The organism is Parcubacteria group bacterium (assembly GCA_041659505.1).
GTDB lineage: Bacteria > Patescibacteriota > Minisyncoccia > Moranbacterales > UBA2206 > UBA9630.
This window is the reverse complement of sequence record JBAZYF010000002.1, coordinates 97,986-113,701: the sequence shown is the minus strand read 5'-3', so window position 1 is coordinate 113,701 and position 15,716 is coordinate 97,986. Positions and strand designations below refer to the sequence as shown.

The window sequence follows — 15,716 nt, the reverse complement described above, 5'->3', positions numbered from 1 at the left end:
TCACTATGTCAAAAAATATTTTTCCCAAAATTTCTCTCAAAATCTTTCTGGAAGCGGTACTGGTTTTGTTCACCGTCGGGATGGCATTTTATTTCCAATGGGAAATTGCCAACGCGATTTTTTTCATTTTATTTGTACTATTTCTTCTACACCCGATTTCTAGTCGCTTTCCGGCCGGTGGGGCGATCATTTTGCTCGTTGCAACCGCCGCTTTGCTTGTAGCGAAAAAGGAGGATTGGGCGGAAACCAGCGCAATCTGGGCATATTACTTGATGATTTTCACGGCTACGATGGCCTTTTTTGAATTGCACGAAGAGAAGGATGGTGTTATAATCAATAAGAATTAATTAACTATTAACTCATCGATTTATGGATGAAAAAATTGAACTGTCAATCATCGTACCGCTAAACAATGAGGAGGATAATGTAAAAGAAATGCACCGGCGGATTGTCGAGGCCTGTCAAAAAATGGGGAAAAGTTATGAAATTATTTTTATCAACGATGGATCAACGGACAAGACGCTTGAAAATTGCAAAGGACTCTCTCCACTCAAATTGATTAATTTTCGAAAATGGTTTGGTCAGACGGCCGGATTTGATGCTGGAATAAAAAATTCCAAGGGAGAGATCATAATTACTACAGATGGAGATTTGCAAAATGACCCGGCGGATATTCACTTGCTTTTGGAAGAAATGGAAAAAGGTTATGATATTGTGGCTGGCTGGCGCCATAAACGCAAGGATAGTTTTTCTAAAAAGTTTTTTTCCAGGGGAGCTAACCTTTTGCGTAAAGTGCTTATTCAGGACAAGATTCATGATTCAGGTTGCAGTCTCAAAGCCTACAAAAGAGAGTGTTTCAAAGACATTGATCTTTTTGGCGAGATGCATAGGTTTATTCCAGCTATTTTGGAAATGCAGGGCTATCGAGTCGGAGAGGTGAAAGTATCTCATCATCCCAGAATTCACGGCGTAACTTTCTATAACTGGAAAAGAGGAATCAAGGGTTTTGTGGATATGGTTTCGATCTGGTTTTGGCGTAAATATGCTAACCGACCACTCCATCTTTTTGGTGGGAGCGGTATGGTTTTGTCATTTGCGGGATTTTTGATTTTGATCTGGATGGCGGTAATGAAAATATTTTTTCACACTTCGCTCTCCGACAAAATTTGGCCACTCATGGGCATATTTTTGGTGCTCATCGGTATCCAGCTATTTATCTTTGGACTTCTTGCTGACATTCTTATCAAGAATTATTACAAAAGTCAAGGACATATGAACTATTCGATCAAAGAAATTATTGAAAGTTAATAATTAATCTCAGAAAAAATATATGAAAGTAGCAATTATTGGAACAGGCTATGTCGGTTCAGTTACCGGTGCGTGTTTTGCCGAGATGGGCAATACAGTTATTTGTGTTGACAAAGATCAAAAGAAGATTGATCAGTTTAGTGCGGGCAAAGTGCCACTCCACGAAGATGGCCTAGACGAATTGGTGGAAAAAAATCTCAAAGCGAAAACTTTGCGCTATACGACTAATTTCGAAGAAGCCTTGAAAGCGAGCAATATCTTGTTTATCGCTGTCGGCACTCCGCCCAACGAAGATGGCAGTGCAGACCTTAGTCATGTGTTGGATGTGGCGCGTTCAGTGGGACAGATTATCGACCATCCTTTGATTGTGGTGGATAAATCGACTGTACCAGTCGGTACGGCCGAGTTGGTCAAAAAAACGATTGCGGAAGAGCAGGAAAAGCGCGGATCCAACATTCCTTTTTTCGTGGTAAGCAATCCAGAATTTTTGGCGCAAGGAACCGCCGTGGAAGATTTTATGGAACCAAGTCGGGTGGTGATCGGTGCAGATGATCCGGCTGTAATTGAAACAATGCGAGAACTCTATGCGCCATTCATGCGTCGAGAAAGCCGTTTCTATGCCATGGATCCGAAAACGGCGGAAACTGTCAAATACGCTGCGAATAGTTTTTTGGCGGCTAAGGTTTCACTGAGCAATGACTTGGCCAATATTTGCGCGTGCGTCGGAGCGGATTTTGATCATATTAGAAAAGCCATTGGCGCTGATCCTAGAATAGGCGAGGCTTTTATTTATGCTTCCGTCGGTTTCGGCGGTAGCTGTTTTCCCAAAGATGTTAGAGCGATTGTAAAAATTGCCAAAGATTGCGGTTATGAAGCTGAGATGTTCAAGCAAACACTAGCTACTAATGAAAAACAAAAACATGTCTTGAGTGATATGGTGGTGAAAAAAAATGGCGAAGATTTGAAAGGCAAGACATTTTCCGTCTGGGGACTGGCTTTCAAGGCGGGAACGGATGATATGCGCGAATCGGCGGCCATCACTATTATTAATGATTTACTTTCTCGCGGAGCGAAGATCCAGGCGCATGATCCCGAAGCGATGAAGATGGCAAAAACTCCGCAATATTTTGGCGACAATGAAAATATTACTTATTTTGAAAGTAAGTACGATGCACTTGACGGAACTGACGGATTGCTTATCATCACCGAATGGAAAGAGTTTCGCAGTGTTGATTTTGATGAGGTTAAAAAGCGCTTGAAACAGGCGGTAGTTTTTGATGGACGGTTACTTTATGATCCAAAAAAGATGAAGGAACTCGGCTTTGATTATCATTCAATCGGCCGTGCTTCTTTATAGTTTGAATTTATGAAAGTATTATTTTTCAACTATGAATATCCGCCACTCGGCGGGGGAGCGGCTCATGCTACCGAAAACATATTGAAAGAATATGTTAAATATTCTGATTTAGAAGTCGATCTAATTACTTCTTCCTTTGATAGTGAATATCATTTAGACAACCTGAGCGAAAATATTCATGTCCATCGTTTGCCAATCGGTAAAAATAAAGAAAATGCGATGTATCAATCGCAAAAACAATTAATCGTTTATTCGTGGAAAGCTTTCTTTTTTGCCAGAAAATTGATTAAAAAAGCGAAACGTGAAAAAACCCCCTATGATTTGACTCATTCGTTTTTTACCGTGCCGTGCGGGTTTATTTCGATGCTTTTAAGATTTGAATTTGGCTTGCCCTATGTCGTATCGCTTCGTGGTTCAGATGTTCCGTATTACAGCGAGCGATTTATGCGGATTTATTTTATCCTCAAGTGGCCGATCGTGTTCATTTGGAAAATGGCCGCTGCGGTAATTGCTAATAGCTTGGTGATTAAAAAGCTTGCGCTTAAAAGCAATCAGCGCCAAGAAATTGGAGTTATTTATAACGGGGTGTATACGGATGTTTTTAAGCCTGAAGAATCTCCCGTGCCCCATGAGAATTTTACTATTCTTTGCGCGTCTCGGCTTTCTAGAAGAAAAGGTTTTAACTATGCTATTGATGCTTTTGCGAAGATTTACAAAAAATATCCCAATCTGCGCCTCACTATTGCCGGCGGAGAAGGCAACGCTGAGGGAGAGTTGAGACAACAAGTTAAAGATTTCGGTATTGAAGATAAAGTTTCTTTTACTGGACTAGTTGATCCTAATACGGAATATGTGCATCACCATCAGGCATCAGATGTGTTTGTTCTGCCGTCTGACAATGAGGGGATGAGTAATAATATGCTTGAAGCGATGGCGAGCGGAATGCCGATCATTATGACGCCAACCGGTGGAGCGGATGAATTGATTGTTGAGGGAGCGAATGGCTATATTGTGAAATTTAAGGATGGTAATGATATCGCGGAAAAACTGGAGAAATTGATCAATAATCCAGAACTGACAAAAAGCATGGGGATGGAAAGCCGTAAAATCGCTGAAAAAATGAGCTGGAAAAGTGTGGCGGAGCAGTATTTTGCGGTGTATGAGCAAGTTAGTAAAAATAAGAAATAAGAAAATATCCAGTTTAATTTAGCTGATTAGAAATAAAAGGTTCAATTCGGGAGAATTGAACCGACTACTTGAGAAATAAAGAATGACAAAAAAACTCGCTAAATTTATCTTGAAACTTGCCGTCAGTCTGGGGCTTTTGACCTGGGTCATTCTTAAAGTTGACTGGCGAGAAGCCTGGGTCAACTTGCAGCGCGTGCAAATCTGGCAGATCGCGCTCTATCTAGCGTTGATACTCTTGGGGATAATGATCTCGTCGTACAAATGGAAAATTCTCGCTAATCACAAAAAAATTCGTGCTCCCTTCGGAGACTTTTTTAAGTTTTATCTGACCGGTACGTTTGTGAATAATTTTATGCCGTCTTTTATCGGCGGGGATACTTATCGCGCCTATCAGATTGGGCGACTTGAAAAAAAATATCCCGAGGCGGCGTCAACGGTGGTAATTGATCGGTTGACTGGTCTGGTTGCGGCTACAATTCTAGCTTTGTTTTTCAGTTTGTTGAATTGGCGATTTGTTTTGGGTAATCGAGTTCTTTTGCTTTTCAATCTGGCGATCATCGGTTTTTTGGCAGTTGATGTGTTGATTATTAAAATTAGAGATTTAGCATATTTACAAAAATTATCCGCGCGCTTTCTGCCGGAAAAAATCCGGCATTTCTTTCGCGAACTGCAAGGCTACACGCATGATCATGGCATTCTGGGGCGTTCAATCGTTTGGGGTGGGCTGTTCGCGATGATTGGAATGGCCATGGCTAACTTTGTGCTACTCAAGGCTTTGGGCGTGCAGATCGGAGTGCTTAATTATCTGTCGGTCATTTTTCTGATCACAATCGTTTCATCCATTCCGATCACGGTCAACAACATCGGTCTCAAGGAATGGGCCTACGTCACTTTTTTCGGTTATTTCGGCGTGCCCAGTTCACTCATCATCATCGCAGCAATCCTGGGACGTTTTCTCCAGATGCTTTTAAGTTTTGTTGCTTTTCCGATGTACCTAAAAGCCAGAAAAAACATTGGACAGAAATGATTTTTTTTACCATTGAGCGGATCTTGTGTTATCTCGAAGGCATAAATTAGCGGGGGGTAGGAATAACGCTATGAAAAGAGAACAAAAAAATAAGTTTGTTGCTGATAATAAAACAAAACACATTGAAGCGGAGCGGAATTTGAAAAAACTTAATGAGGAATTAGAAAAGCGGGTAAGTGAACGCACGGCGGAACTCGCAAAACATAATCGAGATATATCAATGCTCAGTGCTTGCAATGTTGCGCTGGTGCATGCTCAACAAGAAAAAAAACTGCTCAAGGATATTTGTCGGATCATCGTGAAAATTGGTGGTTACCGGATGGCTTGGGTGGGTAGTGCCGAGCAAGATTTGGAAAAAAACGTTCTTCCTGTGGCGCAGACCGGCTTCGAAGAAGGTTATTTGGAGAAAGCCAATATTAGCTGGTCGGAAAAAACATTGCGCGGACAAGGTCCGACCGGACGCGCCATTCGTGAGCGAAAGATTCAGTACGGTCAATATCTTTCGGATGACTTGGCACTTGCTCCTTGGAGGAAAGAAGCACTAAAAAGGGGTTTTGCCTCTTCGATTGCACTGCCACTCGAGGATAAAGGCGCTAGTGGGGATGTTTTCGGAGCGCTGACAATCTATGCCCAGGATCAAGATGCGTTTAGCAATAAAGAAACGGCTCTTTTGAAAGAATTAGCGGATGATCTCGCCTTTGGAGTTTCGAGTCTGCGATTACGCCAAAGTCACGATCGGGCGAGAAGATACCTCTTAACAACTAATAAGCTGCTACGATTATCAAATAGGGCCGATTCTAGATCAAGCTACTTTGACGCTGTTTTAGAGTATGTAAAAAAACTTACCCGAAGCAGACATATCTGCATAAAAATTTTTGATCAGAATGGTTATTTGCCGTATGATTCTTATGCCAATCCTAATCATAGTTCTGATCAAAACTTGCCAGTGGTTGGTGCAGATGGAAAAAGATGTGTCTGCATCCAAGCTATTTCCAGTAAGACGGAGGGAAAATCTTTTTATACCGGTGACTGTTTGGGCTATATCTCAGGGCGCAAGAGAAAAGAGCAGAATAGATATTGCATCAAATGTTTTCGGGGGGGGATTACTGCTCAGTCGCTTTTATTCCGATTTATGGTAAAAAGGATATTATTGGAGCAATACATCTCGCAGATGACAAGAAAGATGCGTTTTCGCAGGAGCTAATAGGGCGGATTGAATCATTGACTCCGCTAGTCGGAGAAGGAGCGGAAAAATTTAATGCGACGGATAAATTGATTGGTAGCGAAAGAAAATATCGGGAATTGGTCGAGAATGTCAATAGTGTCATCTTACGATTGGATACGCGGGGTCACATCACCTTTTTTAATGAATTTGCAGAGAAATTTTTTGGTTATCGCAAAGAAGAAATTATCGGACGCAATTCCGTAGGCACTATCATTCCCAAGACGGAATCATCCGGACGGGACTTGGCGCTGATGATGAAAGATATCATCAAAAATCCCGGGCACTATACGAAAAATGAAAATGAAAATATTAAAAAAACCGGCGAGCGGGTCTGGCTCGTCTGGCGCAATTGCGCGCTCTATGACAAGCAGGGTAAGCTGGAAGGAATTTTGTCAGTCGGCAATGATGTGACAGATCGGAAATTGAAAGAAGAACAACTGCTGGAATCCTACCAGCACGCCGGTACGATAAATCGGAGAATCTCCTTTCTTTCTGAACTTAGTCAGTTGATTGTGCGCTATAAAAACCGAAAAAAAATAATCCTGGAGCGGATGCTTAGTCCTTTGGTTAATTTTTCCTCAGCTGGGTTTGGGGCATTGTTTAAATACGAAGATGTTAATGGGCGCGCGCTCAGGTTGCTATCTGCCACGGATGCAAAAAATTATACTCCGGCAGAAATCAGAAGTCTCTCAGCGCAGAGCCGAGAACTTTTGAAAGTTTTAGCTCAAGCTCGATCTTGCGCGCGTGGATATTGTAAGGATCTGCCACTGGGAAAACTCAGCGCAAATAAAAAGTTGAAATATTGCATGTTGCTACCACTGTACTTGAAAAGCAAACCAAAAGCATTTATCTTTTTGGGTTTCAAGAGTAAGCCAGATTTTTCCAACCAAGACTTGGAATTTTTTGATGTCTTTTCTATTTATGCTTCGGCACTTTTGACTGATGCAAAAATCTTTAAATAATAAATTCCGTATTTGTAATAAATCAGCTTTTGTTTTATAATTAAACCATTGGAGTTAAAGTAAAAATATTTTTTTCAATGGGAATCTTTTCTAAAATTTTTAGTACTGGAAAATCTTCATCAGATTATTATCTTTCGCTTGATATTGGTACCGAAGTGGTCAAGGCGCTTGTGTTCAAAGTGGACTCTGAGAATAGCACAGGAATCGTGAAAGGCGTTGGGCGGGCGCGACAAGGACTGAAGGATATGCATAGTGGCGCTGTCTCGGATATTTCCGGCGTGATTGAGAATTGTCAGCGCGCGATTGATTTGGCGGTGAAAATGGCCGGGATCAAAAAAGTGGAAAAAGCGATCGTGGGGATTGCCGGAGAACTAGTGAAAGGAACGACAACGACCGTGCACTATGAGCGAATTAAGCCGGAAATGCGAATCGATTTTCCGGAACTGAAAAATATCATTCAAAAAGTCCAGTGGAAAGCTTTTGATCGTATCCGTCAGCAGTTGGCTTGGGAAACCGGTCACAGTGAAATTGAAGTAAAATTGATCAATGCGGCGATTGTCGATGTGCGGATTGATGGCTATAAAATCACCAATCCTTTGGGCTTTCAAGGCAAGGATGTTTCCATCTCTGTTTTTAATGCATACGCGCCAATGGTACATTTGGGCGCATTGCAGTCGATTGCGGATGCTCTAAAGCTTGATCTGCTTTCTATCGCTGCCGAGCCATATGCCGTAGCCAAATCGATGGGCGTGGATGATGTGGTTGATTTCAGTGCGATTTTTGTTGATATTGGGGGAGGAACGACCGATATCGCGCTGGTGCGCAATGGTGGACTGGAAGGCACGAAAATGTTTGCTTTGGGTGGACGGGCTTTTACCAAAAGATTGGCGGTGGAACTGGGCGTCGGGTTTGAAGAGGCGGAAGCGTTCAAAATTCGTTATGCGGAAGGAAAGTTGGGGGATGATGTTTCTGAAAAAATTGAAAAGATGTTTGTTGATGATTGCAATGTTTGGCTGTCTGGAGTGGAATTGTCACTCTCTGAATTTTCTGATAATGATATGTTACCAAATCGGGTATTCCTTTGCGGTGGTGGTTCGGGATTGCCGGGAATCAAAAAAGCGCTTCTGACTTCTCGCTGGACCAAGACTTTGCCTTTTGCCAAAGAGCCAACGATCAGTTTTTTGCAACCCAAAGATGTGGTGAATATTTTCGATGAAACCAGGATGCTTCGCGATCCGCAAGACATTACCCCAATGGGGTTGGCCAATCTCGTTTTGGAAATCGTCGGGGAGGAAAAAGTGCTGGCAGGGATATTAAGAAGAGCAGTGAAAATGATTCAAAAATAATTCAGAACCACAGATTAACACTGATTACTCTGATTACACATGATTTAATCTGTGAAATCAGTGCGTTCATGTGCTAATCAGTGGTTCAGACATATATGCATCAGACATTTTATATCGACATCGATGAAGAAATAACTTCGATCGTGGAAAAGCTCAGAAAGGCCGAGGCGCCGGAAGCGGTACTTGTCGTACCAAAAAGAGCCTTGCTGATCCAAAGCATCGTTAACTTGAAACTCTTGCGTAAGGAGGCGGATAATCTTGGTTTGAAGGTAAGCATCGTCACTCAAGATAAACTTGGAAAGCTTTTGATCCAAAAGGCGGGGATTTCTATCCAACAAAAAGTAGAAGATGATTATGAAGAAGTGGCTGTTGATTCTATGGATAACCGGAAATTTCAACCAAAAAAAGGAGAGTTGAAAAAAGAAATTGAAACAGCTGAATTGGAAAATCCCGATGAGTATAATAAAAGAAGATTGGAAAAAATCGGTTCGGCGGATTTTTTCGTATCCAATAATGAGACAGATAACTTTACTAGTCGCGAAAATGACTGGAAGGAGCTGGAAGAAATAAAAGGAGAAAGGCCTGTGCTGACAAGCGATTCAATTAGTAATAAAAAAAATGAGTTTGATCGAGCATCGGATAGTCAAGAAGATGGATTTCCCAATAAAGGAAGAATTTCTTCTATGGACGTTTCGGTTGCTACGCGTCCTGTTGCTGTGCCCAAAAGAGTGGCATTGCGGACAAATACTCGTGTGGCGGTCGCTGGCGAACTGGGTGCTTTTGGTGTGCAAAATAGTGCAATTCGCCCTATGTCGAGAAAGACTGTTTCGACGCCTCCACCGGAAGCAACGGATGATTTTCCAATTCCCTATAGCAAAACCAGACCGAATTATCTTCAAGATGAACCGGACAATTCCACGCCGGGAAAAAAGACCGATCCGCGAGACCAGCAGTTGGAAAAGTTTTTTTATGCCAATAGTTTTTCCGATAAAAATAAAACGGATTATTCAGAAAAAGCCGGCGGGCAAAAAGGTAGTGGAGGCAGTAAATTTCTTAGAGTGCTGGCAATTTTGGGCGCGATCGCTTTTTCTGCTGGGTTGCTTTATGTGGCCTATTTGTATGTTCCTAAGGCGACCATTACCATTTCAGCCAAAAAAGAAGTCAAATCGGTTGATATGGAGCTTTTGGGAAATGTGAATAGCGAAGGCATTGATTATGAAAAATCAGAGATTCCGGCAAAGCTTTTGGAGTTCGATGAGGAAGTGGCAAAAACGTTCAATGCGACCGGCAAGAAAAACGCCTCTAATCAAAAAGCCAAAGGAAAAATTACGATTTATAATGAATTCAGTTCTTCACCTCAGCCATTGGTGGCTACGACTCGCTTTATGACGGATGACCAAAAAGTGTTTCGCTTGGTGCAAGGCGTGACCATTCCCGGAACAACCAGCGTCAGCGGAGAAGTTAAGCCGGGCGTAGTTGAGGCGGAAGTTGTAGCCGACGAGGCGGGGAGTGGATATAATATTGGCGCAACAACTTTTTCCATCCCCGGGTTTAAAAACAGCGAAAATGATAAGTACGCCAAGATTTATGCTAAATCTTCCGTTGCTATGTCAGGTGGCGGGGATGGAAATGAAGAAGTTACTGTCGTAACAGCAAAGGATATCAGTGATGCTAAAGATAAGCTTTCTTTGGAAATAAATAGCACGGTCAAGCAAAAAGTGAAGGATTCTGCTGATTCTGGTACGATAATTTTGGATGATGCAATCGCGATCGAGGAGCCAGTGTATCGCTTGTCTAATTCAGAAGGGGAGACGACTAATAGTTTTGAGATTAAGGTCTCTGCACACGTACGTGCGTTGGTTTTTTTTGAAAGTGATGCTAAAAAAATTGCTAATTCTGCAATCTCTAAATCGGGCAATGGAAAGATTAATATCGATGCTGGGTCGGTGATTATTGATTATGGGAAAGCGGTTCCCGATTTTAAGGCGGAAACTATTGAGATTAAGATGCATGCTTCAAACGTGATGCAACCGAATCTTGATCTGGCAAATCTAAAAAAAGGTCTTTTGGGAAAAAATAGCGAGGAACTGGCCGACTATCTGAAAACTTATTCCAATATTGAAAAAGCCGAAGTGGAATATTGGCCACCGGTTTTTGTGAACAAAATACCGCTCAATGAAAAGCGGGTGGATGTTGTGCTTAACGCGACGATGCCGGAATAAAAGGTTTATTTGGAGCCATCTATCAGGATCGAACTGATGACCTACGGTTTACGATACCGTCGCTCTACCAACTGAGCTAAGATGGCTTTTTTGGCAGTACTAATATATAGTAGAATAAAATTGGAAATAATTCAACTGATACGAAAAAAATATGAATGAACAACCAAGATTTATCAGAGATTTTTCGAAAAAGGAATCTCCGGAAGAACGAAGTCAACTTGCTCAAGAAATTCGCGAAAAAAGAAAAAAGCACTTTGAAGATAAGGATGCTGTTGAAAAGAAAGAGCAAGAAAAAAGCGAAATCGTTAAACAATTGGAAGTCTTACGCGATCAAGTTGAAGATCATAATAGTGCGTCGTTTTTTATAAAAATAAAAGATTTTTTTGCAATCAAAAAAATTAAAGGAGAATTGAATGCGCAACTTGGCAAACAATCCCAAATCGAAGATGAGCTCGCAGAAGTGATGCCTGGTAGGCAGGATCTTGAAGAAACGAGACTGATGGTTGCTGATTTTTATGCTAAAGAAAAAAAGAAATGGGCGGAAATGCCATATTCCAGGGAAGATATTGCTCAAAATTTTACAGAAGATCATTTGTCTTCACTTTCAATGGAGGATTATGTGACACTTCTTCAGCGGTTTCCTGGTGAGATGTTGACGCATGTGACTAGACACGGAGTAAGAGATCATGCGAATCTTGGTAATCATCAAAAAGGTCTTGGAGAACATAGTGACACGCTGAATGTGGTATTGGCAAAAAAAGAACTTAGATCGGCGGTTGGCATTGCTCTTCAAGAAAACACTAAGGAGCAGGCTATTGCTAATTTTTTGAAATTTGATGATTGTCCGAATCGTAATGCTGCATTAGGTAGAATACATGTTCATCTTGACGCGGCAGTGACAGGAGATCCACATGCTTTTGCCGATTCAAGTGCAATTCATCTTGCTACCGAAGAAGTGGCGGATAGTTTTTATGGCTCTGAAAGCGGAAATGAGATTTTTTTTGCTTTTCCTTCGGCTATGATTGCTTCTCAGTATGAATTTTCTGGAAATTTATCATCAACCAGTAGCAATAATGACCAATTTATTTGGCCGGATATTGAAAAGGGATTACCGCTTGACGCGGGTTTCGCGTTTATTCCTCAAGATGCAAAGGTTGACGCAGAAAGTGGATCAAAGTATTATTTAGATCAAAACAAAGAAATTCAGCTGTCAGAAGGAATCAAAGAAATATTATTGGCAAGATTTGGTGAAAAACCAGGTTTTGTTCAAGATTTAGTTAGAAAAGCGGAAGAGGCAGATGGCCTTGATTCAGCGGAACAAATTGAAAAAATTAAGGAAGTGTTTAGGGATTATGGAATTAAAAACACAGATTCGGCTAAATGTTTGGCGGATAAAGAATTGCGCAAAAAATTGGTTAATATATGGGGTGCAAAAAATGAAAAGAAAGAATATGAAAAAATTTTAACGAAACACTTTCAAGAAAATGAATTGAATCCCTATCGACTCGCAGAAAACACTATACCTTCTTCTGAATATTGGGAAAATTATTTTCAACAACATCCAGAATCTAAGCCAAAACATATTGTGTATTATGCGGGTGGAGATCCAACAAAAGCATTAGTTGACTGGAAGCTGAAAAATAAAATTTCAAAAAGAAGCGAAAAATCAAATATGGGCTTTGCCGAAAATGAAGTTGCTAAGGGAATAAAAAATAAAGATAAAACTCAACGGCGGTTTGTTTCCATCGCACAAAATTTGGTCGATAAATATTTTCCATCTACAGACGAAGTTCCTAGCTATAATTGGAGTTGGAATAATTAATTTTTTTTAAAAACCATATGAAATTATACATCTGTGAAATTTGCGGGGATGCTTATATCGGTGTTGAAAAGCCGAGTGATTGTCCGTTTTGTGGGGCGAAGGGGCATTTTATTAAATCGGGCAATGAGGCCGAGCCTGTGGCTGAAGTGCAAGCGGAAATCAGTGAGCTTTCCAAAAAGAATCTTTTGGAAACATTGGCGCTGGAAACGCGGGCCAATGCAATCTATCTGTGCATGGCCGGTCAAGCCAAAGATTATCCGATCATCAAGATGTATAAACGCTTGGCGAAAGTGGAATTGGAACACGCGATTATCGTGACCAAACTTTTGAAAATGGCGATGCCGGAAATTAAACCGGAAGAATGTTCCAGCGAAGACGTCGAGAATTTTAAAAAAACAATTGAGTTGGAAGATCACGCTGTTGAGCTATATAAAAAATTTGCCGGAGAAGCTCAGGAGGTTAATATTAGGAAATTTTTTGGAGCAATCATGCAGGCGGAGATGGGACATATAGAATTGATTAAGAATTTTGTTTAAAAAAATAGAATAATGAAAAATGCAAATCTCAAAATGAAAAATGACAGATAAAAATTTAAAATGAATAAAATTATTTAATTTTGTATTTTGAATTGTCATTTTGATTTTTGATTTTTAAATTTTGATTTTGTTATGGTTTGGATTTATACTTTAATTTCAGTTTTTATCGTCAGTCTGATTTCACTCATCGGCGTTTTCACGCTGTCAATCGATCATAAAAAATTATATAAATATCTGATTTATCTCGTCAGCCTTTCGGCCGGGACCTTAATGGGTGACGCGTTTATTCATCTTATTCCTGAAGCTTATGAAGGTTCTGAAAATAGTGTTCTAGTTTCGCTCTTTATTCTTTTTGGTATTTTGGTTTTTTTTGTCATGGAAAAGGTGATTCATTGGCGTCATTGCCATGAAGAACCTTGCGCGGATCATCCACACCCTTTTTCCTACATCATCCTTGTGGGTGATTCGCTGCATAATTTTGTTGATGGAATGGTCATCGGCGCGAGCTATTTAGTCAGTATTCCCGTAGGAATCGCGACAACCGTGGCAGTTATTTTTCATGAAATTCCGCAGGAAATTGGTGATTTTGCGTCATTGATTTATGGCGGTTTTACCCGTAAAAAAGCCCTATTTTTGAATTTTCTAAGCGCATTGACTGCAGTGGCAGGCGCGCTCTTGATCCTGAGTTTTGATTTGAAGATTGATGGATTAGAAGGTTTTTTAGTTCCGTTTGCCGCAGGTGGATTTATTTATATCGCCGGAACCGATCTGATTCCCGAACTTCACAAACACAATGAAGCGAAAAAAGGCATTCTGCAAGTCCTTGCTTTTTTGGTCGGAATCGGGCTAATGTTAGCAATACTGTTAGCAGAATAACATTATGGAAAACGAAGTAAAAAAAATTACTGAACTAAAAATTAAACTCCCGAACCTTCGGGACTGTCTTTGACTTAGCGCAAAAAAAGCAAAGAATTTTAGAATTGGAGGATCAGACGCGCGCCGTTGATTTTTGGAGTGATAATCAGCAGGCATCAGTTGTGATGCGAGAGCTAGAAGAATTAAAACTGGAAGTGGAAAATTTTGAAACTTTGGAAAAAGAGTTGGATGAGCTGGTGGAATTTTCCGGAATGACGGAAACTGCCGAGGACGAAAAGGAATTGGAGCAAAAAATAACTGAAATGGAAAAGAAAATAGATGAGCTTGAGTTTAAGACGCTGCTTTCTGGTGAATATGACCATAATGATGCGATTCTCAACATCTATTCCGGTGCAGGCGGAGTGGACGCGCAGGATTGGTCGGAGATGCTTTTGCGGATGTACCTCAAATGGGGGGAGAAAAATAAGTTCAAGATGAAGCTGGTTGATGAGACGCGCGGGCAGGAAGCGGGAATCAAAAGTGCAACCTTGGAAGTGACGGGCGCGTATGCCTACGGTTACCTCAAAAGCGAGATGGGCACACATCGTTTGGTGCGACTCTCGCCGTTTAATTCTGACAATCTGCGCCAAACTTCTTTTTCGGTGGTGGAAGTATTGCCGATTATCGGAGAAATCAAAGAAGTGAAAATTAATCTGGAAGATTTGCGGGTGGATGTTTATCGTTCAAGTGGGGCGGGCGGGCAAAGCGTGAACACAACCGACAGTGCGGTGCGCATCACGCATCTGCCGACGGGAACTGTGGCATCTTGCCAAAATGAACGGAGTCAATTGCAAAACAAAGAACAGGCGATGCGAATTTTGAAAGCCAAATTGCATAAAAAATATCTAGAAGAGCGCGAGGCGGAAAAAAGAAAATTGCGCGGCGAACAATCCAGTGCCGAGTGGGGCAGCCAGATCCGTTCCTACGTCATCCATCCTTACAAATTAGTCAAAGATCATCGGACAAAATGGGAAACGGCGCAAGTCGAAGAAGTTCTGGCAGGCGATTTGAAAGAGTTCATGGAAAGCTATTTGAAATATTTGAAAGGTGGTGTATAATAAAAGAGGTTTTGGAGATAGTTAATAAAAAATAAACATGATCAAGTTTGATAAGGTTTCAAAAATATATAAGGATGACTATATCGCCCTGGATAACATAAATCTGGAGATTATCCCCGGTGAATTTGTTTCCATCGTTGGTCAGAGCGGTGCGGGAAAATCAACCATTTTGAAGATGATCTATGCCGAAGAGGCTCCGACGGACGGGCAAATTTTTTTCAATGAAAAACCGCTCGACAGCATCAGCCGGCGGCATATTTCTGCACACAGACGGAGCATTGGAACGGTTTTTCAAGATTTTAAATTATTGCCCAAAAAAACTGCTTTTGAAAACGTGGCCTATGCCTTGGAGGTTTGTGGCATCCCCAAGGAAGAAATTTTGGAGGATGTTCCGCAAATTTTAGAAATTGTCGGCTTGGGTGATCGCCAACATAAATTTCCCCATGAGCTTTCCGGCGGTGAACAACAGCGGGTGGCAATGGCGCGAGCTCTGATACACAAGCCGCTTGTGATTATCGCTGATGAGCCGACAGGGAACCTCGATCCCGTGTCTTCTTTGGAAATTATGCAACTACTTTTGAAGATTAATAAGCTCGGCACAACTGTGATTTTAGCCAGTCATGACCGGGATATTGTGAATAAAGCGGCCAGGAGAGTGATTGTCTTGGAAAGAGGAAAGATTCTTTGTGATGATGTCAAAGGAAAATACAAAATTTGTTAGAAAGGCTTGCGTATTTGGCGCATTCAGAA

The 15,716-nt window shown here is 41.2% G+C and carries 14 protein-coding genes and 1 tRNA gene; 14 read left to right on the top strand and 1 reads right to left on the bottom strand.

Annotation, left to right across the window (positions count from 1 at the left end):
* Positions 1-5: 5 nt before the first annotated feature.
* The 9 genes from WC848_03685 to WC848_03645 all read left to right on the top strand — a co-directional run bounded on the left by WC848_03685 (position 6) and on the right by WC848_03645 (position 10,635).
* The gene (locus WC848_03685; GenBank protein MFA5961754.1) at positions 6-347 is read left to right on the top strand and encodes a hypothetical protein; all 342 of its coding nucleotides are present in this window, start codon (positions 6-8) and stop codon (positions 345-347) included.
* Positions 348-369: 22 nt separating this feature from the next.
* A complete protein-coding gene (locus WC848_03680) occupies positions 370-1,308 on the top strand; it encodes a glycosyltransferase family 2 protein (GenBank protein MFA5961753.1) in 939 nt (312 codons plus the stop codon).
* A 22-nt stretch (positions 1,309-1,330) separates the two neighbouring features.
* Positions 1,331-2,665, top strand: a complete 1,335-nt coding sequence (locus WC848_03675; protein MFA5961752.1) for a UDP-glucose/GDP-mannose dehydrogenase family protein — start codon at positions 1,331-1,333, stop codon at positions 2,663-2,665.
* Positions 2,666-2,674: 9 nt separating this feature from the next.
* Positions 2,675-3,853, top strand: coding sequence for a glycosyltransferase family 4 protein (locus tag WC848_03670; GenBank protein ID MFA5961751.1), 1,179 nt, complete (start codon positions 2,675-2,677; stop codon positions 3,851-3,853).
* Positions 3,854-3,935: 82 nt separating this feature from the next.
* Positions 3,936-4,880 (top strand): lysylphosphatidylglycerol synthase transmembrane domain-containing protein, encoded by a 945-nt coding sequence (locus WC848_03665; GenBank protein MFA5961750.1) that lies wholly within the window; start codon positions 3,936-3,938, stop codon positions 4,878-4,880.
* Positions 4,881-4,950: 70 nt separating this feature from the next.
* Positions 4,951-6,084, top strand: coding sequence for a GAF domain-containing protein (locus WC848_03660; protein MFA5961749.1), 1,134 nt, complete (start codon positions 4,951-4,953; stop codon positions 6,082-6,084).
* Positions 5,967-7,067, top strand: a complete 1,101-nt coding sequence (locus tag WC848_03655; GenBank protein MFA5961748.1) for a PAS domain-containing protein — start codon at positions 5,967-5,969, stop codon at positions 7,065-7,067. Before WC848_03660 ends, WC848_03655 begins: the two co-directional genes overlap by 118 nt.
* Positions 7,068-7,144: 77 nt before the next feature.
* Positions 7,145-8,413, top strand: coding sequence for a cell division FtsA domain-containing protein (locus tag WC848_03650; GenBank protein ID MFA5961747.1), 1,269 nt, complete (start codon positions 7,145-7,147; stop codon positions 8,411-8,413).
* A gap of 95 nt (positions 8,414-8,508) precedes the next feature.
* The gene (locus WC848_03645; GenBank protein MFA5961746.1) at positions 8,509-10,635 is read left to right on the top strand and encodes a hypothetical protein; all 2,127 of its coding nucleotides are present in this window, start codon (positions 8,509-8,511) and stop codon (positions 10,633-10,635) included.
* Between the two features lie 10 nt (positions 10,636-10,645).
* Here WC848_03645 and WC848_03640 read toward each other — a convergent pair.
* Positions 10,646-10,721: transfer RNA gene (locus WC848_03640), tRNA-Thr, on the bottom strand.
* Between the two features lie 65 nt (positions 10,722-10,786).
* Here WC848_03640 and WC848_03635 point away from each other — a divergent pair.
* The 5 genes from WC848_03635 (at position 10,787) to ftsE (ending at position 15,687) form a co-directional block, all read left to right on the top strand.
* The gene (locus WC848_03635; protein MFA5961745.1) at positions 10,787-12,457 is read left to right on the top strand and encodes a hypothetical protein; all 1,671 of its coding nucleotides are present in this window, start codon (positions 10,787-10,789) and stop codon (positions 12,455-12,457) included.
* Positions 12,458-12,474: 17 nt separating this feature from the next.
* On the top strand, positions 12,475-12,993 hold the full coding sequence (locus WC848_03630; protein MFA5961744.1) for a ferritin family protein: 519 nt from the start codon (positions 12,475-12,477) through the stop codon (positions 12,991-12,993).
* A 132-nt stretch (positions 12,994-13,125) separates the two neighbouring features.
* Positions 13,126-13,869 carry a ZIP family metal transporter gene (locus WC848_03625; GenBank protein ID MFA5961743.1) on the top strand — a complete coding sequence of 248 codons (744 nt, stop codon included), beginning with the start codon at positions 13,126-13,128 and terminating at the stop codon, positions 13,867-13,869.
* A gap of 4 nt (positions 13,870-13,873) precedes the next feature.
* Positions 13,874-14,966, top strand: a protein-coding gene (prfB, locus tag WC848_03620) for a peptide chain release factor 2 (protein MFA5961742.1) whose coding sequence is annotated in 2 segments (ribosomal slippage) — positions 13,874-13,939 and positions 13,941-14,966 — 1,092 coding nt in all. Because the reading frame shifts where the segments join, the coding sequence is not laid out codon by codon here.
* A 37-nt stretch (positions 14,967-15,003) separates the two neighbouring features.
* On the top strand, positions 15,004-15,687 hold the full coding sequence (gene ftsE / locus WC848_03615; GenBank protein ID MFA5961741.1) for a cell division ATP-binding protein FtsE: 684 nt from the start codon (positions 15,004-15,006) through the stop codon (positions 15,685-15,687).
* Positions 15,688-15,716 lie beyond the last annotated feature (29 nt).

What these genes read in the sequence shown, in the direction of transcription:
- WC848_03685 (MFA5961754.1), top strand. Translation starts at nt 6, where the DNA reads ATGTCAAAAAATATTTTTCCCAAAATTTCTCTCAAAATCTTTCTGGAA.
- WC848_03680 (MFA5961753.1), top strand. Translation starts at nt 370, where the DNA reads ATGGATGAAAAAATTGAACTGTCAATCATCGTACCGCTAAACAATGAG.
- WC848_03675 (MFA5961752.1), top strand. Translation starts at nt 1,331, where the DNA reads ATGAAAGTAGCAATTATTGGAACAGGCTATGTCGGTTCAGTTACCGGT.
- WC848_03670 (MFA5961751.1), top strand. Translation starts at nt 2,675, where the DNA reads ATGAAAGTATTATTTTTCAACTATGAATATCCGCCACTCGGCGGGGGA.
- WC848_03665 (MFA5961750.1), top strand. Translation starts at nt 3,936, where the DNA reads ATGACAAAAAAACTCGCTAAATTTATCTTGAAACTTGCCGTCAGTCTG.
- WC848_03660 (MFA5961749.1), top strand. Translation starts at nt 4,951, where the DNA reads ATGAAAAGAGAACAAAAAAATAAGTTTGTTGCTGATAATAAAACAAAA.
- WC848_03655 (MFA5961748.1), top strand. Translation starts at nt 5,967, where the DNA reads ATGTTTTCGGGGGGGGATTACTGCTCAGTCGCTTTTATTCCGATTTAT.
- WC848_03650 (MFA5961747.1), top strand. Translation starts at nt 7,145, where the DNA reads ATGGGAATCTTTTCTAAAATTTTTAGTACTGGAAAATCTTCATCAGAT.
- WC848_03645 (MFA5961746.1), top strand. Translation starts at nt 8,509, where the DNA reads ATGCATCAGACATTTTATATCGACATCGATGAAGAAATAACTTCGATC.
- WC848_03635 (MFA5961745.1), top strand. Translation starts at nt 10,787, where the DNA reads ATGAATGAACAACCAAGATTTATCAGAGATTTTTCGAAAAAGGAATCT.
- WC848_03630 (MFA5961744.1), top strand. Translation starts at nt 12,475, where the DNA reads ATGAAATTATACATCTGTGAAATTTGCGGGGATGCTTATATCGGTGTT.
- WC848_03625 (MFA5961743.1), top strand. Translation starts at nt 13,126, where the DNA reads ATGGTTTGGATTTATACTTTAATTTCAGTTTTTATCGTCAGTCTGATT.
- ftsE (MFA5961741.1), top strand. Translation starts at nt 15,004, where the DNA reads ATGATCAAGTTTGATAAGGTTTCAAAAATATATAAGGATGACTATATC.